18 protein-coding genes and 2 pseudogenes are annotated in these 21,560 nt (G+C 69.5%); 4 read left to right on the top strand and 16 right to left on the bottom strand.

Going from position 1 to position 21,560, the window contains the following annotated elements:
• Positions 1-24: 24 nt before the first annotated feature.
• From ABD369_RS34670 to ABD369_RS34600, 16 genes and pseudogenes are all read right to left on the bottom strand, one after another.
• Positions 25-402: pseudogene (locus tag ABD369_RS34670) on the bottom strand (agmatine deiminase family protein); the annotation flags it as partial.
• A gap of 183 nt (positions 403-585) precedes the next feature.
• Entirely contained in the window at positions 586-1,158 is a 573-nt protein-coding gene (locus tag ABD369_RS34665; protein WP_344640606.1) for a hypothetical protein, read from the bottom strand.
• The gene (locus tag ABD369_RS34660) at positions 1,155-2,552 is read right to left on the bottom strand and encodes a hypothetical protein (protein WP_344640605.1); all 1,398 of its coding nucleotides are present in this window, start codon (positions 2,550-2,552) and stop codon (positions 1,155-1,157) included. Before ABD369_RS34660 ends, ABD369_RS34665 begins: the two co-directional genes overlap by 4 nt.
• Positions 2,549-3,358, bottom strand: coding sequence for an ABC transporter ATP-binding protein (locus ABD369_RS34655; RefSeq protein ID WP_344640604.1), 810 nt, complete (start codon positions 3,356-3,358; stop codon positions 2,549-2,551). Before ABD369_RS34655 ends, ABD369_RS34660 begins: the two co-directional genes overlap by 4 nt.
• Before the next feature lie 32 nt (positions 3,359-3,390).
• Positions 3,391-4,218, bottom strand: coding sequence for a zf-HC2 domain-containing protein (locus tag ABD369_RS34650; RefSeq protein WP_344640603.1), 828 nt, complete (start codon positions 4,216-4,218; stop codon positions 3,391-3,393).
• Between the two features lie 73 nt (positions 4,219-4,291).
• Complete coding sequence (locus ABD369_RS34645) at positions 4,292-4,861, bottom strand: RNA polymerase sigma factor (protein WP_344640602.1); 570 nt, start codon at positions 4,859-4,861, stop codon at positions 4,292-4,294.
• Between the two features lie 59 nt (positions 4,862-4,920).
• Positions 4,921-5,066, bottom strand: a pseudogene (locus tag ABD369_RS41305) (IS630 family transposase); the annotation flags it as partial.
• 66 nt (positions 5,067-5,132) lie between these two features.
• Complete coding sequence (locus tag ABD369_RS34640) at positions 5,133-5,699, bottom strand: hypothetical protein (protein WP_344640601.1); 567 nt, start codon at positions 5,697-5,699, stop codon at positions 5,133-5,135.
• 199 nt (positions 5,700-5,898) lie between these two features.
• Complete coding sequence (locus ABD369_RS34635) at positions 5,899-7,257, bottom strand: GH1 family beta-glucosidase (protein ID WP_344640600.1); 1,359 nt, start codon at positions 7,255-7,257, stop codon at positions 5,899-5,901.
• A 152-nt stretch (positions 7,258-7,409) separates the two neighbouring features.
• Positions 7,410-8,069: a TetR/AcrR family transcriptional regulator gene (locus ABD369_RS34630; RefSeq protein WP_344640599.1), complete on the bottom strand. Its 660-nt coding sequence runs from the start codon at positions 8,067-8,069 to the stop codon at positions 7,410-7,412.
• 231 nt (positions 8,070-8,300) lie between these two features.
• On the bottom strand, positions 8,301-9,242 hold the full coding sequence (locus ABD369_RS34625) for a permease prefix domain 1-containing protein (RefSeq protein WP_344640598.1): 942 nt from the start codon (positions 9,240-9,242) through the stop codon (positions 8,301-8,303).
• A gap of 44 nt (positions 9,243-9,286) precedes the next feature.
• Entirely contained in the window at positions 9,287-9,649 is a 363-nt protein-coding gene (locus tag ABD369_RS34620; protein WP_344640597.1) for a PadR family transcriptional regulator, read from the bottom strand.
• 605 nt (positions 9,650-10,254) lie between these two features.
• The gene (locus ABD369_RS34615; RefSeq protein WP_344640596.1) at positions 10,255-11,457 is read right to left on the bottom strand and encodes an FAD-dependent oxidoreductase; all 1,203 of its coding nucleotides are present in this window, start codon (positions 11,455-11,457) and stop codon (positions 10,255-10,257) included.
• 117 nt (positions 11,458-11,574) lie between these two features.
• Positions 11,575-14,052 carry a PEP/pyruvate-binding domain-containing protein gene (locus ABD369_RS34610; RefSeq protein WP_344640595.1) on the bottom strand — a complete coding sequence of 826 codons (2,478 nt, stop codon included), beginning with the start codon at positions 14,050-14,052 and terminating at the stop codon, positions 11,575-11,577.
• A 52-nt stretch (positions 14,053-14,104) separates the two neighbouring features.
• Positions 14,105-14,854, bottom strand: a complete 750-nt coding sequence (locus ABD369_RS34605; protein ID WP_344640594.1) for a VC0807 family protein — start codon at positions 14,852-14,854, stop codon at positions 14,105-14,107.
• Between the two features lie 133 nt (positions 14,855-14,987).
• A complete protein-coding gene (locus tag ABD369_RS34600) occupies positions 14,988-16,814 on the bottom strand; it encodes an AfsR/SARP family transcriptional regulator (protein ID WP_344640593.1) in 1,827 nt (608 codons plus the stop codon).
• 1,055 nt (positions 16,815-17,869) lie between these two features.
• On the opposite strand from ABD369_RS34600, the gene ABD369_RS34595 reads away from it, so the two are divergent.
• Genes ABD369_RS34595 through ABD369_RS34580 form a run of 4 tightly spaced genes read left to right on the top strand, consistent with a single transcriptional unit; the run spans position 17,870 to position 21,470 of the window.
• The gene (locus ABD369_RS34595; RefSeq protein ID WP_344640592.1) at positions 17,870-18,313 is read left to right on the top strand and encodes a helix-turn-helix domain-containing protein; all 444 of its coding nucleotides are present in this window, start codon (positions 17,870-17,872) and stop codon (positions 18,311-18,313) included.
• A complete protein-coding gene (locus tag ABD369_RS34590; RefSeq protein WP_344640591.1) occupies positions 18,310-18,810 on the top strand; it encodes a hypothetical protein in 501 nt (166 codons plus the stop codon). The genes ABD369_RS34595 and ABD369_RS34590 overlap by 4 nt, the downstream gene beginning before the upstream one ends.
• Before the next feature lie 9 nt (positions 18,811-18,819).
• On the top strand, positions 18,820-20,037 hold the full coding sequence (locus ABD369_RS34585) for an MAB_1171c family putative transporter (RefSeq protein ID WP_344640590.1): 1,218 nt from the start codon (positions 18,820-18,822) through the stop codon (positions 20,035-20,037).
• Positions 20,028-21,470 carry an amidase gene (locus ABD369_RS34580; RefSeq protein ID WP_344640589.1) on the top strand — a complete coding sequence of 481 codons (1,443 nt, stop codon included), beginning with the start codon at positions 20,028-20,030 and terminating at the stop codon, positions 21,468-21,470. The genes ABD369_RS34585 and ABD369_RS34580 overlap by 10 nt, the downstream gene beginning before the upstream one ends.
• The last annotated feature ends 90 nt before the right edge of the window (positions 21,471-21,560 follow it).

The following is a 21,560-nucleotide window of genomic DNA, read 5'->3' as shown; positions in this document are numbered from 1 at the left end:
TGCCAGATACGGCATGCGTTCACCACGACCGTGGGCGTCCGTGGCGCTCTTCAGTACCTCGCGCGCCTGGGCGGCGGACCGCGACCAGACATCGGCGGGCGCGCCGGAGAACGGCTGGTCCAGCAGGACGACCCCGGGGGCTGCGAAGCGGACCAGGCAGTCCACGTGTGCGTCGGTCATGTCCTGGTCGCGCACGCCGGCGAACCAGATCACCTTGGTCACGCCGAGGGCCTTCTTGAGCTCGGCCTCGATCTCGTCACGGCTCTTGCCCGGGTTGCGGCGCTGGTTGACCACCGAGCTCTCGGTGACCAGCAGCGTCCCCTGCCCGTCGGTCTCGAAGGAGCCGCCCTCCGCGACCACCGACATGCGGACCCGCTCGATCCCGTACCTGCCGAGGACAGCGGCGGCCAGCGCCGTGGCGGGCCGTTGAACCATGATGGAAGCCCCGCTGACTGGCGCTTCGTCCAGTCGGCGGGGCTCCGGCCTTGCCGACAGCGCGAGCGGTCAGCACACGGCCAGCTGGCTGGACTCGTCGAACAACCTGTCATCGTATCCGCTCGAGCTCAGCGGCCGGGGGCGTGCCCGTTACCGTCTTGGTCCTGCTGCGGCGTACAGCACGGTACCGGTCGCCAGCAGGGCCCACGCGGTCACGGCGGACGCCGTCGTGGCGGGGGAGATGATCATCCAGTCGCCCACCTCTCCCGCGATGCCGCGCGGAACCGGGACGAGGAGGGTGAACGCGAGCCAGCCGATCGGCAGGGTCCATGCGAACTGCGCCCCGCACAGCACCGCCCCGAGCGCGGCCAGGCCGATCAGCCCCGCACTGTCCCGGACGACGAGCCCGGCGGGGGCGAGCTTCGGCCCCGCCGCCTGGACCCCCAGCAGCGCCGCCCCGGCGACCGCGCCGGCCAGCAGCACGTGCGCCGCCCGCCGGGGCATCCACCGGATCGCGGCCGTGCGATCCAGTGCGGCATCCTGCCCGCCGAGCCCGACGGAAGCGGCCGCCACGTTCGCGGTCAGGACCAGGACCACGATCCCCAGGTCCATCGGGCCCGCGCCGTCGTGCTCGAAGGCCCACGCCGCCAGTGCGACGAGCGTGACCGCGGCGGCCGAGGTGGGTACCTGCCGTGAACGCGCGTACAGCATCAGCCACCTCATCGCGATGCCTTCCCCGCCAGCACCGAAAGCTCGTTGTGCCCCGTGCAGGAGAGGGCGGCGGCATGCACCTCGGCAATCCGCGAGCGCTGCTCGGCCGGTGACAGCGCCATCAGCCGCTGCCAGGCGGTGTCGGCGTCCGCCCATGTACGCTGCGAGTACGCGTAGGAGTCCGGCCTGTGCAGTGGTTCGAACTGGTGATCGCCCAGGGCCCAGCTCGCGGCGATGCTCTGTACAGGGATGTCGACCTGCCCCCCGCCCTCCCAAGTGGTGCGCGGTGCGCAGTTCGGTGCCAGGCCCTGGGCGACCAGGAGGCGGGTCAGTTCCGCCCCCGTCGCATGGGCGATCAGCGGGTCGTCGAAGTCGACCAGCACCGCGTCGCCGAAGAGTTGGCGTTCGTCGCCGAGCGCGCGCAGCTCGGTGTCCTCCCGCACCGAGTTCGGCGCCTTGTCGCCCAGGGCGTCGTGCAGCACGCGCAGCGCGTCCTTGCCGCGCGGCGCGAGTTCGGGCAGGTGTGAGCGGTTCGCGTGCGTCACGCACACCGGTCCGTCGCAGACCAGGGTGGCGGCGGCCTTGTCGATGACGTAGGTGTCGCGCGGAGTGGCCGGAAGGATCAGCAGGGCCAGGGCCGCGCCGGCCAGGACGGGGGCCACCGCGAGCAGTCGGGCCCGGCGGGTCGCGGCCGACAGCAGTGCGAAACCGGTGGCGATCAGGCCGAGCAGCCAGAGCGTCTGGCCGAGGTGCACGGAGCCGGACAGGGTCAGCAGTGTCTCCCGCGGCTCCGCGGTCACCGGGACCAGCAGGGCGAGCCGGTTCGGCGCGACGCTCGACGGCAGTGCCCCCTCATTGCTCTGCCGCAGGAGGAGGGCCGTCAGCAAGAGGAGCACCGTCAGGGCCGGCGGGGTGAGCACGGAGGGCACGGCCCGCGCGACGCCCATGCCGAACACGGCGGCCGCGACGAGGCCAAGTACCGCCACCAGCGAGATCGGCAGCCAGCCGAGGCCCGTGTAGGTGGTCGAACCGAGCGCCACCTGGGCGCCGCCCACGAGGACGAGGAGGCCGAAGCCCGTCGCCAGCGCGAGCGCGATCGCACCGGCCGGCAGCGCCGCACGGCGCCAGGCCGGCAGCGGCGTGGTCGTCAGCAGTTCGGTCATCCGCGAGCGGGGTTCACGCAGCCCGTACACCGCCCCGATGCCGACCGCGAACGGCAACCAGAAGGCCAGCAGGTACCGGGTCCACATGGCCATGGTGGTCCACTGGGCCGTCCACCCCGCGTTGCCCTTCCACCAGATTCCGTCGATCAGGCAGAAGATCGCCAGGCTTCCGCCCAGGACGACGACTCCAGCCCACGGGGCGGCGGAGCGCTTCAGCTCGATGCACAGGACACGTGCGTTCACCAGGTGCCTCCCTGCTGCCCGGAGTTGTGGAGCAGCGCCGAGTAGCCGCGCTCCAGGGGGCTGTCGCCCGGGTACTCGGAGCCGCCCGCGGCGGCCAGGTCGTCCGGCGTGCCCTGGAAGACGAGGCGGCCGTCGGCGAAGAGCACCACGTCGGAGCAGGCGGCCGCGACGTCCTCGACCAGGTGGGTGGAGACGACCACGCAGGTGTCGCGGCCCAGTTCCTGCAGCAGCTCGCGGAAGCGCAGCCGCTGCGCCGGGTCCAGGCCGGCCGTCGGCTCGTCCAGCAGCAGCACCGCGGGGTCGTTGACGATGGCCTGGGCGATGCCGGCCCGCCGCACCATGCCGCCGGACAGGGTCTTCATCCGGTGGTCGGCGCGGTCCGCCAGGCCCACCCGTTCCACGGCCCGCTGGACGGCCGCGGGGACGGCCGCCTTCGGAACCTCCTTCAACCAGGCCATGTACTCGACGAACTCGCGCACCGTGAAGCGCTTGTAGTAGCCGAAGTCCTGCGGCAGGTAGCCGATCCGGCGACGCAGGGCCCGGTGGTCGCCCATCGCGCCCACGGAGGTGCCGAGCAGTTCCAGTTCGCCCTCGGTGGGGCGCAGTACGGTGGCCAGCGTCCGGATCAGGGTGGTCTTTCCCGCTCCGTTGGGCCCCAGGAGGCCGTGGGCGCCGTTGCCCAGGGAGAGGTCGAGCCCGTCGACGGCCATCTTCTTCCGTCCGACGCGTACTCTCAGGCCGCTGGCCCGGATCTCCCAGGCGTAGGTCTTCGGCGCGGTGTCAGCCGCGCTCGTCACGGGTGTCATGCGGTGGTCCCTTTCGAGGGTGGACATGGGTTTCACAGCGTTGAGTACGCGTTTCTGCGGGCGATCACGGCGCCGGTTCCGAGCGCGAGGAGCAGCCCCCACACGGGCAGCCGGTCCGGCTGGAGGACAAGCTGCAGGGCAAGGGGGACGCGGCCGGTGGCCCACGCGGGTACCACGACGACGACGCCCCAGGCGACCATCAGCCCGACGGCTGCGCGGGTCACGCCGACCACGCTGCCCAGCGCCAGGGCGGTGGAGGTGAAGGCCAGGGAGGGCAGCAGCCACTGCGCGGCGGTCATGGTTCCGGTCAGCCATCCCCCCACCAGGAGCCCGGGCAGGACCACCACGAGAACCGCCGTGGTGCGCCTGAGGAGCAGGGGCAGGCCGGCCCGGGCAGTCGAGGCCGTCAGTTCGTGTGCCGGGTCCAGGCCGCGCGACCACGATGCGGCGACACCGCACAGCGGCAGCACGGGCGCGATCGGCAACACGGGAGAGGCGTCGCCGAAGAACGTCGGCGCCGCGACCGCGTCCAGTAGCAGCGCCATCAGGGTGACGACGACGGTCATGGCCAACCACGGGGCCATGACCGGCGTCAGCCAGGCCGAGACCCACCTCGGGCGGTGTCGCCGCGAGGGCGCCCCAACGGCCGCGTCCAGCTGCGGTTCCAGACCGGCCCGGACGGTGTCGAGGAGCGCGGCGATGTCGGGCGCCTCGGTGGCCACGGAGGCCGCCAGGTGACTCCGGCACGGCGCGCACGTCTCCAGATGGGCCTCCAACGCCCATACCGTGTCCGCGGCCATCGTTGCGTCACCACGTGCGTAGTCGTCGATCAACCGCCTAGACGCGTGTTCCCCGCTCATGCGCCCATCTCGCTTCGCTCGGCAGACGCTTCGCTCAACGCGCGCCTCTTGATGGTTCGCTCGCTTCGCTCGCTCATGCCAGCGCCTCCCGCATCGCGATCCGGGCCCGGCGGGCGCGGGTCTTGACCGTGCCTTCGGGCAGTCTGAGCAGGACGGCGGTCTCCCGGACGGAAAGCCCGTCGAGCACCGTGGCCTGCAGTACCTCTCGGAGTTCCGGCGCCAGTCGCCGCAAGGCATCGCCGACGTCGCCGCCGACGGTCCCGGCGAGTGCCTCGTCCTCCGCCGCGGGCACCACCGCCCGCTCGGCGGCGGAGGCGACGACGACGGGAAGTTCGGCGTGGTGGGCACGGCGCCGGAACGCGTCGACCAGGCGGCGCGCCGCGATCGTCCACAGCCACCCGACGGCCGTCCCGCCGACCGCGCTGCCGGAGAACGCGCCGGCCGCACGCCACACCGCCAGATAGGTCTCCTGCATGACCTCGGCGACGATCTGCTCGTCCGCGCAGCGGCGGCGCAACCGCACCGCCAGCCACGGCGACGTGCGCCGGTACAACTCGTCGAACGCTCCGCGGTCACCTCTGGCCACCAGCCGGAGGAGGCGTTCCTCGTCCAGCTCGTCCAGTGCTCTCCTGCGTGATCTCACACCAGCCAGACGCCCGATGCGGCGCGCAGGTTCTACATCTGCCGTGACCTGCGTCACAGTTCTTCCGAGCGCACGCCCACCCGCAGCGCCGCCGCGATGTCCCTGTTCTGCTCCCCGCTCTCGAAGCGTTCCGCGGCTACCGCCGGACCCGCTCCCGCGCAGCCCTCCCGGCGTCGGTCAACCCGCCGCTCCGCGCGTATCTCATGCCCCAGGACCACCGGATCCTGGCTGCCGCTGTTCGGCGAACGGCCAGGGCATCACCCGACCGAAGTCAGTTCTCTTCGGCCAGCTCCCGCAGATGCACGGAAGTCCCATCCTTGGAGATCGTGTACCACGTGCCGCCCCCTGCTGCGCGGGCAGGACCCGAGACGGGAACGGGGTAGGAGATCTCGCCGCGCAGAGTCATCTCGTGCACGTCGACCAACCAGTGGCGGGCTGTTCCATACGGGGCGTCACACTCGGAGGTCCCGGCAACGATGGTGGCCTCATCCACGAAGGCCGCGTCATAGTCCCAGTACACCCTGTCCTCGCCGGTGCTCCCCGGGTGTACCGGCACCGTGTCCGCGGCCTCCAGTTCCCGCAGAACCGAACCGTTCTCCACCTCGTGGAGGGAGAGCGACCACTGCCCGACATCAACGGTCAGGAGGTGCCGGCCGGACGGGCTCACCGCAAGGAGGACCAGCTCGATCCCGATCTGTGCGGCGGTCAGTTGCTGCCCGTCCCAGCGTCCCCACAGCGCAGGCGACCCTTCCTCGCCCTCGCCGACACTCAACCCCGTCTGCGCAGGGTCCGGGTGTGGAGTGTGCTCGGAGTTGGAGGCCACCGTCATGGTGTCCACACGTCCCAGGACCCTTCCGTCCCTGGCGTCCAGGACCACCCACAGTTCCTGGCAGTCCTCCGTGTCCCCGTCGCCGCCCAGCGGAGCGCGGACGTGCGACACGATGCCCCCAACACCTATGTGGAGCCCCGATCTCACTCGTGGCACCTGGGCAGGCAGACCCTTATCGGTAGGTGAGTCGGGAAGTTCGCCCACTCCCCTACCGCGTGAGCCGCGCCCGGTGCGCGGCGATCAGGTCGCGGTACCAGGCATAGGAAGCCTTCGGCGTCCGCCGCTGCGTCTCGAAGTCGACATGGACCAGCCCGAAGCGTTGCCGTCCCAGCCCCTCCGCCCACTCGAAGTTGTCGATCAAGGACCAGGTGTAGTAGCCGCGGACGTCCACGCCCTGGGCGATCGCCTCGGCCAGGGCGTCGAGGTGGCTCGCCATGTAGTCGATCCGGAACCGGTCGTCGATGGTGCCGTCGGGGGCGACCCGGTCGTCCACCGAGCAGCCGTTCTCCGTGATGGTGATCGGCGGCAGCGCATCGCCGTACCGATCGCGCAGGCCGAGGAGGAGTTCGCGCAGGCTGTCCGGGACGACCGGCCAACCGAAGGCGGTGCGCGGGACTCCCTCGATCTCGGCCTCGTTGAACGGGAGTTCGGGATCGGCGGGGGCGGCGATCCGGGTCGGGTTGTAGAAGTTGAGGCCTAGTCCGTCCAGGCCCGGAGCGGAGATCAACTCCAGATCCCCGAGGCGCACGCTGCCCCCGAGGTCCCCGCCGACGCCGAAGGCGGAGAGGTCGGGGTAGCGGCCGAGGAGCAGGGGGTCGGTGAACAGCCGGTTGTGCAGCGCGTCGTACGCGGCCGCCGCCGCCACGTCCGCCGGGTCGTCGCTGGCTGGCCAGACCGGGGTGAGGTTGTTGGCGATCAGGACCTGGTGGCCGCGCTCACGCAGCACAGCGGCGGCAAGACCGTGGCCGAGGAGCTGGTGGTGCGCAACGGGCAGGGCGTCGAGCATCAACGTGCGGCCCGGGGCGTGGATGCCCAGCGCGTAGCCGAACACCATGTGCACGAAAGGCTCGTTGAGCGTGATCCAGGCGGGGACGCGGTCGCCGAGCTGGTCCACGACGAGTTGGGTGTACTCGGCGAAGCGGTACGCGGTGTCCCGGGCCAGCCAGCCGCCGCCGTCCTCCAGGGCCTGTGGCAGGTCCCAGTGGAAGAGCGTGGGCATCGGTGTGATGCCAGCGGCGAGCAGGGCGTCCACCAGCCGGTCGTAGAAGGCGAGTCCGGCCGGGTTCGCCGGGCCCGTGCCGGTGGGCTGGATCCGGGGCCAGGCGATCGAGAACCGGTAACCATCCAGGCCGAGTCCGCGCATCAGGGCGATGTCCTCGGGGTAGCGGTGGTAGTGGTCGCAGGAGATCCGGCCGGAGTGGCCGTCGCGGACGGCACCGGGGCGGGCGGCGAATATGTCCCAGACGGAGGGCCCGCGCCCGTCCTCGTCGACCGCGCCCTCGATCTGGTAGGCGGCCGTGGAAGCACCCCAGCGGAAGCCCGCCGGCAGGTCGAATCGAGTCGGCATGGTCAAGCCCCTCTCCGCTAATGTGAGCTGAGCTCATGTTAGGGAACCGGCCGCTGAACTGACAGACACACCGCGTAGAAGCCGCGATGCCACCGCACTCAAACGGTGCGGAGCTGGCGCCGGCGGGGGCGGGGGCGGACCATCATCTTGTGTCACCGCGGCAACGGGGCGGCGATGCCGTTGAAAACGGCGTCGACCAGCTGCTCGGCCAGCGCGGGATCGTCGAGCGGTGCCTCCTTCCAGAAGACGGTGCGTAACAGGATCGGTCCCATCACCACTTCCGAGAGCAGGTCGGGGTTCAGGTCCGGGCGGATCACCCCTTCGGCCACCCCGCGCCGAACTATCCGCCGGACCAGTTCGCGGCGGGGTTCGAGTACCTGCTCCTGGTACATCGAGCGCAGTTCGGGCCAGTTGTCCAGTTGGCCGAGGGCGGTCTTCAGCACCCAGCGCGAGCGCTTGGCCAGACCCCGGCGGCGCATGAACTCCATCATCGCCAGGAGTTCCTCGCGCACCGTGCCACCGGTGAGTTGCGGCTCGGGGGCCTCCAGTCGGGCGACCACATCGACCAGCAGCGCCTCCTTGTTGGGCCAGCGCCGGTAGATGGTGGCCTTGCCGACGCCCGCAGCCGCGGCGATCCCCTCGATCGAGAGGTCGGCCAGGGCCACACCGTCCTCCATCAGCCGCTCGACTGCGGCGACGATCGCCCGCTCCGCCGCCTCGCTGCGCGGGCGGCCCCGCCGCCGGACACACGGCTCGGCGGCCGCGCAGCGGCTCTCGGGTCGAGGCACCGGGGCCGCGGTGTCGATCTGCATGGCCTTGTCCTCCACAGGCTTTCGAAGCCGTTCGTCCCACCGCCACGGCCAGCCACCGCGGTGGCCTCGCCCTCCTTGCCACAGGCGACGGCGTACCCCCGTCCCGGTCAACCGTCGGCCCTTCCCCCGTTCGCCGGGCTAAGAGCTCGGCGGCCTACCACGGCTCGGCCTCGGTACCGAGGCCGAGGACCGTTCAGCCCGGAGGCCGAACACCCCGGGCGCGCCGGGCAGTCAACCCGACCACGGGGCCTTCGTGCCGCGCTGGAGCGTGAATCGGGCCTGGGTGAGGGTGCCGATGGCAGCCAGGGCGAGGGTGAGGACGGCAAGCCAGGCAACCCAGTTGCCCGGAGTGGCCAGGGTTGCCAGCGCGCCACGATCGGCGGCAAGCGCCGGGTTGAGCACACTCGCCCGCCAGAACAGCCAGGCGAGCGGCGCGATGCCGGCCAGGGTGAGTGCGGCATGGGCGACGACGGTCACGGGCCTGCCGCGGCGCAGGCGCAGGCTCACGGCGCTGACCAGGGCGGCGAGAGCGAGCACGGCACCGAAGTAGGGGATCCAGAAGCTCCAGAGGGCCGGGTTGATGATCGGCACATGCCCACCCGTCGGGGTGGTGACCGGCGAGATCACCCGCTGCGCGAACAACGCCGCGATCAACGCCACCGCCCTGACAATGTCGCGGATCAGGTCGCGCACGGTGACGGCCGGGCTCGGCTGCTCGGCGACGGGCAGCTGGTCGGGGGTCCAGGGGGCGGCTGCCCTGACGGCTTCGGGATGGGCCCTGCGCACGCGGTCGGCGATCACGAAGAGGACGGTCACGAGGACCACGAGGTACATGGCGGCGGTCACGATGCTGCCGAGCGGGCGCAGGAGTGCGACCCAGGTGCTCGCCCCGTGGGCGCGGAAGACGATGGCGAGCACGACGTAGGCGAACGGCAGCACGGTCCAGCAGGCGCCTCGCAGCGCGTGGATGTAGCCGGGGTAGCTGTCGGGGCCGATGAGCGCGACGTCCTGGCGGGCGTACCGGGCGGCCAGGCGCTCGGGATCGCCGAGTTCGGCGAGCGCGGCGTATTCGGCGTCGGCCGGACCCTCGCCGCGTTCGATGCGGGACTCGACGTCGTCGGCGATCGCGGCGCGCAGCTCCCGCTCGATCTCGGCCCGCTGCCTGTCGGGCACGCGTTGCACGGTAGCGGCGATGTACCGGTCGGTTAATGTCGCGGTCACTGGTTCTGCCCTTCCGGGATGGTGGCTGAGGTGGGGGCCAGGCGGGTGAATGCCGTGTCGATCGCCTGCCATTCCCGCAGCAGTGCCTGGGCGAGGAGGATGCCGTCACGGCTGGTGTGGTACGCCTTGCGCGGGCGCGGCTGGCTGGTGTCCCACTCGCTGGTCAGCAGTCCCTGGCCCTCCGGCCGGCGCAGCAGCGGATAGGGCGTGTTTACCGCGACCGGCACGCCCGCGAGCTCAAGCTCGTCCAGCAGGCCGTAGCCGTAGCCCGGTGTCCGCAGCGCGAGCAGGCTCGCGAGCACCACGGAGCCACGACGCAGTTCCTGCCTGTGGGCATCGAGGAGTTCGGAGCCATCCACGCACACACCATACTGTGCGGCACACATTAGGGTCTAGCGGCATCAGTGTGTGACGAGTGACAGTGCGCGACAGCGAGTCCCGCCGGTAGCGGGCAGCCGGGCAGGGCGCGTGGTGGCGCCCGCGATGGTGGTGTTGGCGAGGGCCCGCGTGCGGCCGGGGTCGGTGCCGTGGTCATGGGCGAGGAAGCTGTCCCAGCGTGACGCCCATCGCACCTGACCCCATCGAGGAGCCCTTCATGATCTCGCCGACACCGCTGCCCGAGAACGCGCCGCTCTGCGTGCTGGGGACGGGGCAGTGCCGGTCTCCCATCGTCAGCGCCACCACGACGGTCGGCAGCTACCGTCCCGGAAGGCCGGCAAGGGAGTTGATCGGCGAGGGAGTTGGCCGAAGAGCGCGGTACGGGACGCAGGCACAGTCCAGGCCTCCCGGAGGCCGGCTAAGCCTGGCTGACGCACCGTCAGTGCGCGGCGTCCGGCGGCCACCGCACGATCGCCAGGAGTCCGAATCCCCCCGATGACCGCGCGGTGGCCACGCCTCCTCCCACGCGACTCGACGTTCCCACCCGACGCGACCCCGCGTCGCGAAGTCACACCTGAGTGCTCGCCTACTCGTTGTCGAGCAGCCTCCTGCTCCGCAGGATGCGCTCGGCGCCGGCCAGGGAATCCCGAACGGCCTGGTATCCGTATTCGCGCATGTCCGTCTCGTACTGACCGATCGCCTGCAGCAGCAGGTCGGGGAACTCCGCCACCTCCGCGAGATTCCTCGCCAGTGCGGCGGCATCGCGCAGCGCGACGTTGGCACCCACGCCGCCCACGGGGGTGGTGGCGTGGACTGCGTCACCGAGCAGCGTCACCCGGCCGGTCGGCCATGTCGCATCGGGACGAGACGCCCGTATCGACAGCGGAAACGTCACGGCGACGAGCGATTCGTCCAGGATCCGCCTGACGGCCGGGCCCCACTCCGCCGTCATCTCGCAGGCCTTCGCGTGCAGCCACTCCGGGGAGCCACCGAAGAAAGCCGCCTCGTCGACGCCGAACTGCTCGGCAGGAGCGATGAGATTCCATTTCAGGTAGTCGTCCACCGGTGTGATGTCCGCCTTCGGCGCGAACTCCGCGACCGCATCAGTGATCGGTATCTGCGGCTGGAACGTTCCGAGCGCGAGGGTCCGGCCCTCTGGCCCCAGGACGGGTCGGGAGCCGCCGAACACGTTCGGCGGTATCCACCTGCGGTTCTGTTCGTCCAGCATGAGCTGCCCGTAGATCGACCACAGTCCGGTGTCGATCAGGCCGCTGTCCGGCACAAGCTGCCTGCGCACGGCCGAGTTGATGCCGTCGGCTCCCACCAGTACGTCCGCGACCCATGCGCTGCCGTCCCGGCAGTAGGCCACGACCCGGTCGTCGAGCAGCTCGTAGCGCTCGAACTCCTTGTCGAAGAAGACATGGTCCGATGTCTCGGACATCAGGATCTGCCGGAGTGTGTGGCGGTTCACGACGATGCTTGCCGTCGCCTCGTCCACGGTGCTCTGGGCGGGAACCGCGGAATGCAGCTCGTTCAGGTTCTCGTCCAGCGTCACGCCGCGGGACTGGTAGGGCTTGTTGGCCGTCGCGGCGAGCAGTTGGTAGTAGTCGTCGTTCAGGCAGTCGGCGAGCGCGGATCGGCCGAGTGCGTCGATCTTCAGGCGGAGCCCCTGGGCACGGGCGTCCGAGGCGACGTCCCGTTCCAGCACCACAACGCCGATCCCCCGTTTGCGCAGGCCCTGCGCGAGGCACAGCCCGCCCACACCGGCGCCGACGATCAGTACGTGCATCTCATCCTCCAGGCCGACCCGCTCGATGCGGTCGGCAGTCCTGGTTTGTCCTTGTGTACGACGTGCACGAGACCGAAATCACCGTCCGGTGGCAGGGCGGCCTCTCGCCAGCTTCACTCATCTCGCCGCCTCCGATCGCCGTGCGGCGATCGAACCGCTGATCAGGCGCACGGTCCCGGCGGCTCCGTCCACCTCGACCAGATCGCCGTCCTGCAGCAACCGGGTGGCGTCACCAGCGGCCACCACCGCGGGAATGCCGTACTCCCTGGAGAGAATCGCCGGGTGGGACAGCAGGCTGCCGCCGTCCGCCACAAGAGCCCCCAGGCTGGGAAAGAGCACTGCCCACTGCGCTGTGGTCTCGGGGCAGACGAGCACGTCACCGCGGCGCAGCTTGCCGAAGTCACGCGGACCGCCGACAACCCGGGCGGGTCCCGTGTAGCGCCCGGCGGCGGCGGCGAGACCGCTGATGCCGTCTGTCTCGGCCGGCGCCTGTGGAGACCCGCCCATCATCCGCGTTGTCCACGCCGCGATGTCCATCACGTGCTTTGCCGCCTCGGAGGGTTCGGCCATGCCCGGCCCCCAGGTCGGCGGCGTCGGCGGAGTGCCGTAGAACCTCGGCCCCGGGTTGGCCTTCGCCCAGTTGAGCTGTCCACGGCCGAGCCGCACCGCCGGGCGCAGATCGCATGGGTCCGCGAGTGCCGCCAGCGCCTGGTCGAGCCCGATGAGGAACACGTCCTCGGGCTGCTGGATCAGCGCCGACCCGGCGAGCCGGTTGCCGAGCTCCAGGACGGCGTACCGCATCAATGCCCACAACGACACGGCCAGATGGGACTTCTCGTCCCTGATGGGCGCGCTCAGCTCCGCGGCCGCCAGCGCCGCCTCGAACTGCTGCCGCTCGGCCGCGGGCCTGCCTGCCAGCCTGCGCTCCAGCTCGTCGCGGCGGGGCTGGACCCGGCGGGCCAACACCGCCCGGCGGTCGGCCAGGTCGAAGGGTTCGCCGAGTTGCGCGACCACCATGGTGAGCACCATGGCGGGCTGTTCAGCGAACGTGGGGTCGGTCAGACCGAGTCGGAGAGTTCGATGCCCGTAATCGGCCAGATACCTGTCGAACGCCGCGGCGAACTCCGGTTCCATGTCCCGGAGTTGCCCGACCGCGCTCTGCACGTCGCGCTCCAGCGCCGCGCTGAGCGCAGGTTTGGCCGCCGCCAGCCGGGCGAGGTCGCCCAGGGCCACGACGGCGCCCATGTGCTCCCCGACCAGCCCGCTGCGCAGCGGGAGCAGGTCGTCCGGCGGCCAGTCGAGCAACTCCTGTGCCAGCAAGCCAAGTTCGGCGCCGATGAACATCGCCGCGCCCGCGATCCGGAAGTACACATCGTGAAGTTCGGAGAAGAAGCCCGTCAGCTCGGCGACATGAGCGGCAAGCGCCGCATCGTCCACTGCGCCGAGGTCGGTCTCACGCAACCGCCGGATGCGTGCCACGAAGCCGGGCTTCCACTCGGATTCCCATCGCCTGACGACAGCGAGCGGCGCGCCCTCGGCCACCAGTTCGGCGATGCGCTCCGAACGCCGGATCAGCTCCGGCATCGTGTCGGGCAGCGGGTTGAGGTACACCCAACCGCCGATGGTTGTCGCCGTCAGCGGCGCGCCGGTGGTGAAGTCGAAGAGCCGTTTCGCGGAGGCGGCGAACACCGGCAGGAACACCGAGTTCTCCATCGGAGCCCTGGCGTCGGGGGATCGTACGTCCCGGACGAAGAAGCCCGGCGGGACCTCGATGTCGATCGGCACGAGGTCGTGGTCCTCCACGAGCGTTGTGATCGGGCGTGCCTGCAGTAGCCAGAGTTCCCCCGCCGCGAACGCCCACTCGATGTCCTGCGGGGTGCCGAAGTGTTCGGCGACACGGCCGACCAGCGCCTCGACCTCGCATACCTGGGCCTCGGTGACGGCCTCACGGGACCCGGACAACAGCTGGGCCGTCCCGTCGCGGACCGACCATTCGTCGGCGACGGTCTCCCCTGCCATCAGCCTGTCACCGAGGCCGGTCACCGCGCTCACCATCGTTTCGCCACGGTCACCCGTCACCGGATTCGCGCTGAACGCCACTCCCGCGGCTGCGGCAGGCACCATGGCCTGGACCAGGACGCCCATCCTCATCGGGGCATCCTCACCGTTCCGATAGGCGGCCACGCGGTCCGAGAACGCCGACGCCCAGCACTGCCTCAGGGCGTCGGCAACCGCGTCGGCCCCACGCACGTCGAGGACCGAATCGTACTGTCCGGCGAACGAGCGTCCGGCCAGGTCCTCTTCAATGCCGGACGATCGCACCGCGACCGGACCATCGCCGAGTTCCCGGAGCGCCGCCGACAGTTCCGCGCGGAGCGCGTCCGGTAACTCCGTGCAGCGGATGCGTTCCACGACCGCGTGCGGGTCGGCGGGATCGATGCCGTCGAGCACATCCGTGAGCACCTGCCAGGGAACCCCGAATCCATCGGGGACGCGGAACCCGGTCTGCCGCAGCTCACCGAGTACCGCGGCCTTCCTTCCGACCCGGTCCACGTCGTGAAGGCCGAGCTGAGCGAGTGGAATCAGGTAGGCCATCGGCTCCTCTGTTTCTCTCCTGTCACGGCGTTGCCAGGTTTCCACGGTTCCGTCATGACTGACGGAACCCTTCGTGCGCGGGCGTGTCCGTCCCGCCTTCGGAGGCCGTCGGAATGTCGGTTCCGGAGTCCGCGGACTCAGCCTTGAGCTGTTCGACGATTTCCAGCACGATTTCTCGTGCGGGCATGATCAGCTTTTTGGAGACCACACCGATGACCACGAACAGCAGGATTCCCGCGACGTTCGACAGGAGTAGGGAAACGTCGATCCGGCTCACCGGGTAGACGTAGATGACGAGGACCCGAACTGCGGCATCGACCACCATGATCGTCCCGATCGCGGTCGTCAACGTGCGTTGCTGCTGCCGGTACCTGGCGACGTCCTGCCACGCCTTCTCGAAAGCCCTGGCCCGCAGCGGGTCTCCGAACGTGGCCATGGACGCGGTGGTCACGGCGGTGAACGGTCGGCGACCGAACAGCGTGCCCAGGCAGAACAGCCCGCCGATGAGCACGTACAGGGGCTGTCGGCAGGCCGCGATACGCGCGTCGTTGGTGACGAAGGAAAGCCCGAGCGTCGCGGCCAGCTCCACGAGCACCAGGACACCCACCACATCGAGCTTGCGCCGACGAATGGTACTCAGGACGGTCAGGACTCCGACCACGATGCCCGGGATCGCGAGCGACCAGATCACACTGACGCCCGCCGCCCGGAGAATGAAATATCCGCCGATCGACACGAAGAGATCGAGAAATACGGTTGCCAAGCCGCCGAGCTGTGGCCGCTTCTGTGCCTTGGATTCCATGTGTGCCCCTGGTCCAGCCGTTGTTATCGCAATCATCATCACCAATCAGCCTGGGAGTCGTATAGTGACATGTCTACGGACCTCGGTAGGAGTTTTCTCCTATACCGCGGGGCACCGGCCCGAGCCCACCACCTCAGGCTCCGGCTGCTCGAACCGTCGCCAGTTCGCCGCTGATCAGGTCGTCGATGAACGAACGCACCAGGACGGGCATCACATAACTCCCCGGGCCGATTCCGGCCGCGACCGCATGCAGGAACCGCAGCTGCTTCAGCTGGCTGAGCACATGTTCGGTGCTGGCACGGTCCCAGCCGCACAGTTCTCCGATCCGCACCGTCGTGATGGAACACAGACCGGAGACGGCCATCATGGTCAGGGCCTTCCGTCCCTGGCTGTCGAGCAGGCGGTATCCGGCGGCGTAGGTCTTGCGAATGTCCCACTCCCCGAACCGCATCTCCTCCAGCCGGGCCTCCGGAGCCGCCAGACGCTGCGCCGCCGCCGGCAGCGAGGCGTAGACGCCGGTCGTCACCTTCGCCGCCACGATGCGCAGGGCCACCGGAAGCTGGTCACACACCTTGACGACGTCGTAGGCCACGTCCTCTGCGCCGGCCACCCGTTCCCCGCCGATCATCGAACTCAGGACCGCGACGCATTCGTCGACCGACGGGGCGTTCAGCTGGAAGGAACGCGATCCCTCCAGGCCGCCGATGGCCAGCTGGGAACCGGTGATGAGGACCGCACTGCCCGGTCCGGAGGTCAGCAGCGGGCGGACCTGGGCTCGGGATGCGGCATTGTCCAGCAGAACGAGCACTTGGTGCTGCCTGGTCCAGCTTCGGAACAGCTGCGAACGCTCGTCGAGGTCGCCCGGGATCTCCTCACCCTTGAAGCCCACGCCCCTCAGGAACTTGCCGAGCACCTGGTAGGGCTCAACGGCGCCCCCGTCCAGGTCGGCGTACAACTGACCGTCGCAGAAGCGGTCCCGGATCTCGTGGCACACCCGGACCGCCAGTGCGGACTTTCCTGTTCCCGGGCTGCCGGTCAGCGTCACGATGGTCGGAGCCAAGGCGTTCTGGTTCGGCCTCAGCATCCGGCCCAGTTGTTCGATCTCGGCTGTGCGGCCGGTGAACTCCGCTATGTTTCCGGGCAGTTGTGCCGGCGTGATGGTCTCGCGGGCCTGCCACGAGGACTCGATCTCACTGACGCTGCTGGAGTTGGAGTTCAGCAGCTTGTTCTGCAGCTCCTGCAGGCTTGCCGACGGGTCGATTCCGAGCTCGTCCCGGAGGTTCCTGCGAAGCGTCTGATACAGGACCAGCGCTTCGGAGCGTCGGCCCATCCGCTGCAGACTTATCATGAGCTTCGCGTGCAGGTTCTCGTGGTACGGGTGTTCCGCGCACAGCGACTTGAGTTCGGCGACGAGTTCCTGGTGATAGCCCAGCCGCAGCTTTGCTTCGATTCGCAGCTCCACGGCCTGGAGTACGGATTCGCCGAGCTGGCCGATATACGATTCGAGCAGCTCCCGTGCGCTCACGTCATGCAGCGGAGCCGCCCCGCACATGCTCAGGGCCTTGGTGACAACCGTCAGCGCAGCCTCGTCCGCGCCTTCCTGGAGGTGATCCCGCGCCTCTTCGACAAGGCTGCGGAAGATGTCCACGTCCAGCTCGTCCCGCTTGAGCCGTAGTACGTACCCGACCGGCTTCGTCACGAGCACGTCCTTGCCGTTCAGGCCGTTCGTTGTCAATAACCGCCGTAATTGGTATATGTAGGTCTGCAGCGTGGCCATGGCACTCACCGGCGGCTCTTCACCCCACAGCTCGTTGATCAGTGACCCGATCGCCACCACGCTGTTTCTGCGAAGCGCCAGAAGAGCGATGAGCGTCCGCAGTTTCGAAGCCGTCGGAGTAGCGTCGACACCATCAATCGTGACGGCCAGAGGTCCCAGAACTGAGATCATGATCGGCAACATACCCACTTTCTAACGACAAAGCGCGGTAATGGACCCTGCTTGAGCCTGACTCACCTGCGCCTGCGACCATCTCTGATCTGCCCACCCGCGGGCGAGCGGCGCGCGCTCCAACTCACCTCCCAACCACTTGAACGGGCCATCGCTGAACCTCGACTGACCGGGCGAGCCTTTCCACAACACCCCGACACCCTCTCGGTGGCGGCCAACCCGCATCCCCGCGCGCACCTCCTGCCTGCGGGGCCGCCGGCACCGACCAGCCCATCCTCGGGCGAACAGCCACGGCATCGCCCAATCAAGTCCAGGCAGCACGATGACAAGTCGGTGGGCTTTCGTGCCCGCGCGAGAGTGGGCGTAGCCCCGCCTGGCCTTCTCGGGCCCGTACGCCCAGCCACTTGGTTGCACGCCTGATCCCGCAGCGGCGAATTCCGACGATTGCGGCCGTCCGAGCAGCGACGGATGCGACACAGTGCGGTGGCGAGTTCGGTGGGTCTCCGAACCGGGTCAATGGTCGCGGTGGCTGCATGTGTCGCGTGACAGACCGATCCGTGGAACGGACACCTCGTGCGCCTCTTACCGAAGCAAACAGACTTCCGTGCCTGACGGCAAGTGGTGCACGAATCTCTGATTGTCTTTCATCATGGCCACCTGTCAAGAGCGGCTTGTCGCCGACCATCTGTGGGAGCTGGTCTAGCCATTGCCGTCATCGTTGGCGTCGCGCCGACAGGTGGCGTCGCCTGCACCGCGCTTCCATGCGAGACGCACCCCAAACCCACACCACTACCCACGCCAGCCCCTCCTTCCGCGCTCTCTCACGAAGGGAGCCGGATGAAATTCGCTGCACCGCGGCTCGAGGGCGTCGACAGTCCTCTGCTGCAGTCAGTACTGGTCGTTTATGCCTTCGCAGCTGCCTTGCCTGACACAGGATCGCCAGGTGAGCCGGCCGTGCGCCACGGGGACGCGACTGCTGGCACACGGATTAATCTCAGTTAACATACCGAGAGTCGCATGATCCGCATAGGGTGTCAACTAGGGTTAACCGTGGGAACTATGGGGAGGTGGTTCTGTTGACCGGGACGTTCGAGGAGCGACTGAACGCGCTGTTCGAGACGGTCCATCCGCCCGACCGTGGCCCGTACAGCAACCACGAAGTGGCCGACATGCTCCGCGAACGCGGCAGCACCTCCGTCTCCCACGTCTATCTGTGGCAGTTGCGCACCGGACGGCGGGACAACCCCACCAGGCGGCACCTCGAGGCGCTGGCGACGTTCTTCGGTGTCCCCGTGGCCTACTTCTTCGACGACAGCACTGCCGACAGAGTCACAACCGAGCTGGCCCTCGTCAGACGGTTGCGCGAGAGCGGAGTACAGCGTGTCGCCATGCGGGTGGCAGGACTGTCGCCGCAGAGCCTGGACCAGGTACTTGCCACCGTTGAGCAACTACGCGCACAGGAAGGGCTCACGTCCTGCGCGGCCGACGAGGAAACGGACCCGAACCCATGAGGGACAGCACGCAGAGCATCTGCCGACGCTTCGTGCACGGCTTGAACCTGCCGCGCGTCAGCAGCGTGAGGGAGCTCCTCCCCGTCGTCGAAAGCCGGTCAGGCTACCCGATCCGGCTCGTCCACGCCTCCGGGGACATCGTGCAGGGTGTGTGCGGCCTCTGGATCCGGGTGGAGCGCGCAGACTTCATCTTCGTCCACCAGGACACCAGCCGAGCCCACCAGGACCACATCATCGCGCACGAGCTCGCGCATATTCTCCGCGATCACCAGGGCTCCCCCGTCCTTCCTCCGGTCAAGCCGGTCTCCGACCGACTGGTCCCCGACCTCGACCCGCAGGTGGTGAAGATGATGCTGGGCCGCACCAGTTACGAACACGAGGACGAACGGGAGGCCGAGATGATCGGCACCTACCTGCAGCGTCACGTACACCGTCCCGGCCTCCGCCTCCAGGGCCACGATCCCGTGGCGGAGACCTTACTGCGCGGACGGCGGTGACAGGGATCCATGCAGCAGTTACTGCACCCGCTCTGTCTGACCCTGGCCGTCACCGGCTTCCTCGTACTGCTCTGGCCACCGCGATACCTGCGCCGGGACCGGGCGCTGACCGCCCTGGTCGGCGTCTACGGCCTGTCCGCGCTCTCCTTCCTCGTGTCCATCGATCCGGTCTGGGGGCTGCTGGGCGACGCGACCGGCAACCCGTCCATCGGCATCCTGGCCGCATTCGGCACCGTCACGGCTCAGGTGACGCTGCAGATCGTCGTCCTGGCCGACTGGGTGCTGCCGCACGAGAAGGCCCGCAGCAGGACCCGGCTCTGCCTCGCGGCCGGGGCGGCGGTCATCGCCGCTCTGGTGGTGCTGTTCCTCCTGCTGCCTGCCTCCGGCCGGATCTCCCCGCAGGCTTTCACGGCCAGGTACATCCACGTCGGCGTCTACCAGACGTTCCTGACGCTCTACATCGGTGCCTACACCATCGGGCAGGGCATCCTTGCCGTGGTCTGCTGGAGAAGGGCCGGCGGCACACGCGGGACCTGGATCGCCCGCGGTCTGCGCATCGTGGGAGCCGGGGCGTTGCTGACCTTCGGCTACAGCACGATCCGACTCGTGGACGTTGCGGCCGCGGTCTTCGGCTTCACCCCTCTGTCGCGGTCCGCGGAGCGCTTCGCATGGCTCTGCGCCGACGGCGGCAGCACGCTTGTCCTCATGGGATTCCTCATTCCCACGCTGGCCATCCACATCGTCCCGAGGGCCCGGGCCTGGGGACGCGCCTATCGCGACCACCAGCGCCTGGCGCCGCTGTGGCACGCCGTGTACGAGGCTCTGCCCACCATCGCGCTCCACACGCACCGGGCCGCCTCGGCGCACGGCCCGTCCCTGTGGGGTGCCACCTGGCACCTGTACCGACGCGCCGTCGAGATCCGCGACGGCCAGTGGGCTCTGCGCCACCACCTGGACGAATCCGTACGCCGCGCGGCCGAGGCGCGGTACGCTGCCACCGGGCTGCGGGGTGCCGAGTTGGCCGCCGCGGTCACCGCCGACCAGCTCCGCGGGGCGCTGACCGCCTACCACCGCAACGAATCACCGAAGACCCCGACCGAATACGCCGACGCGGGCATCCGCGACGACGTACGCACGCCAAACGACGACGTTCGCGCGCTGCTGCGCATCGCCGCCCACTTCGAGGCCGTCTCCGAACACGAGGATGCCGCCACTTCATGGACCTGATCCGCCACTCCGCCCGCGAACAGCTGGATGCCCTGAACCGAGGAGAGGTCTCCAGCCGCGAACTGACGACCGCGCACCTGGACCGCATCACCTCCCATCCCGAGTACAACGCGGTGGTCACCCTCGGAGCCGAGGCCGCCCTGGCCGCGGCCGCGGCAGCCGACGAGCAGCGCGCCCGCGGCCGGACAACAGCCCTCCTGGGACTTCCGATCACCCTCAAGGACGCGCTGGAGACCGAAGGCCTGCGCACCACGTGCGGTTCGGCGGAGCTGTCCGAACACGTACCAGGACGCGACGCGGACGCCGTGGCCCGGATGCGCGCGGCCGGTGCGGTCATCCTCGGCAAGACGAACACACCGCCGTTGTGCCAGGGCATCCAGACCAGCAACGAGCTGTTCGGCACCACGCCCAATCCGCACGACCCGCACCGCACCACCGGGGGCTCCTCCGGCGGCTCGGCCGCAGCCGTGGCCGCCGGCCTCAGCCCGCTGGACATCGGCAGCGACCTGGCGGGCTCACTACGGCTGCCCGGCCACTACTGCGGGGTCTACAGCCTGCGGCCCACTTTCGGCATCGTGCCGAACCGGGGCCACATTCCGCGCCCACCAGGCTGGCTGACGACCTCGGACATGCTCTGCATAGGCCCTCTCGGGCGCAGCGCGGCCGATCTCGCGCTCGCGCTCGGTGTGCTGGCCGGTCCGGCACCCCATGATTCCACCGCGTGGCGGCTGGAGTTGCCACCGCCCCGACACGAGAGGCTGGCCGACTACCGCATCGGTTTCTGGGCCGACGACTCCTTCTGTCCGGTGGACGCGGCCACCCGAGCCTTGCTGGAGGAACTGGAACGGACCTTGCGCAACACAGGCGTCCGTATCAGCGACTCGGCGCCCCCGGTCGACATGGCCTCTTCCGACCGGCTGTTTCGCTCCCTCATGCTCGCCGGCAGCGCTGCCAGCGCTCCGCCGCAGGCGTACGCCGCCGAGGTGGAGGCCTCCCGGAAGCTGTCTCCAGGCGATGAGTCGCCCGGGGCCCAGTACCTCCGTGACCGCACGATGAGTCACCGGGACTGGCTGCAGGCCAACGAGGAACGCCGACGGCTCCAGGATCGATGGGCCGCCTACTTCGGTGACGTCGACGTCCTCATCACCCCGGCCGCGCCGACGGCCGCAGTACCGGACCAGACGGACGTGCCCGTGTCCGAGCGCTACATCACCGTCGACGGCCGGCGTCGCGGCTACTGGGAGCAGACCACCTGGCTGAACCTCGCCGGCCTCGTCCACCTGCCGGCCGCCACCGTCCCGTTGGGCCGAACCCGTGAGGGGCTGCCGCTCGGCGTCCAGCTCATCGGCCCGCACCTGGGCGATCGCACGGTCGTCAAGGTGGCGGGACTGCTGGGCGAACTACGGGATACGCAGACGGTGGTGCCGGCCTGAGAAGGGATGGCCCGGTCTGGAATGTGAGCAGGTGTCAGCAGTCGGGCTACCTGACGGATGGACATGACCACCGGCAGGGAGCGCGGACCC

This window comes from Kitasatospora cystarginea (genome assembly GCF_039533515.1).
GTDB classification, from domain to species: Bacteria; Actinomycetota; Actinomycetes; order Streptomycetales; family Streptomycetaceae; genus Kitasatospora; species Kitasatospora cystarginea.
The sequence above is the reverse complement of the archived record's forward strand: the minus strand, read 5'-3'. Positions and strand labels throughout refer to the sequence as shown.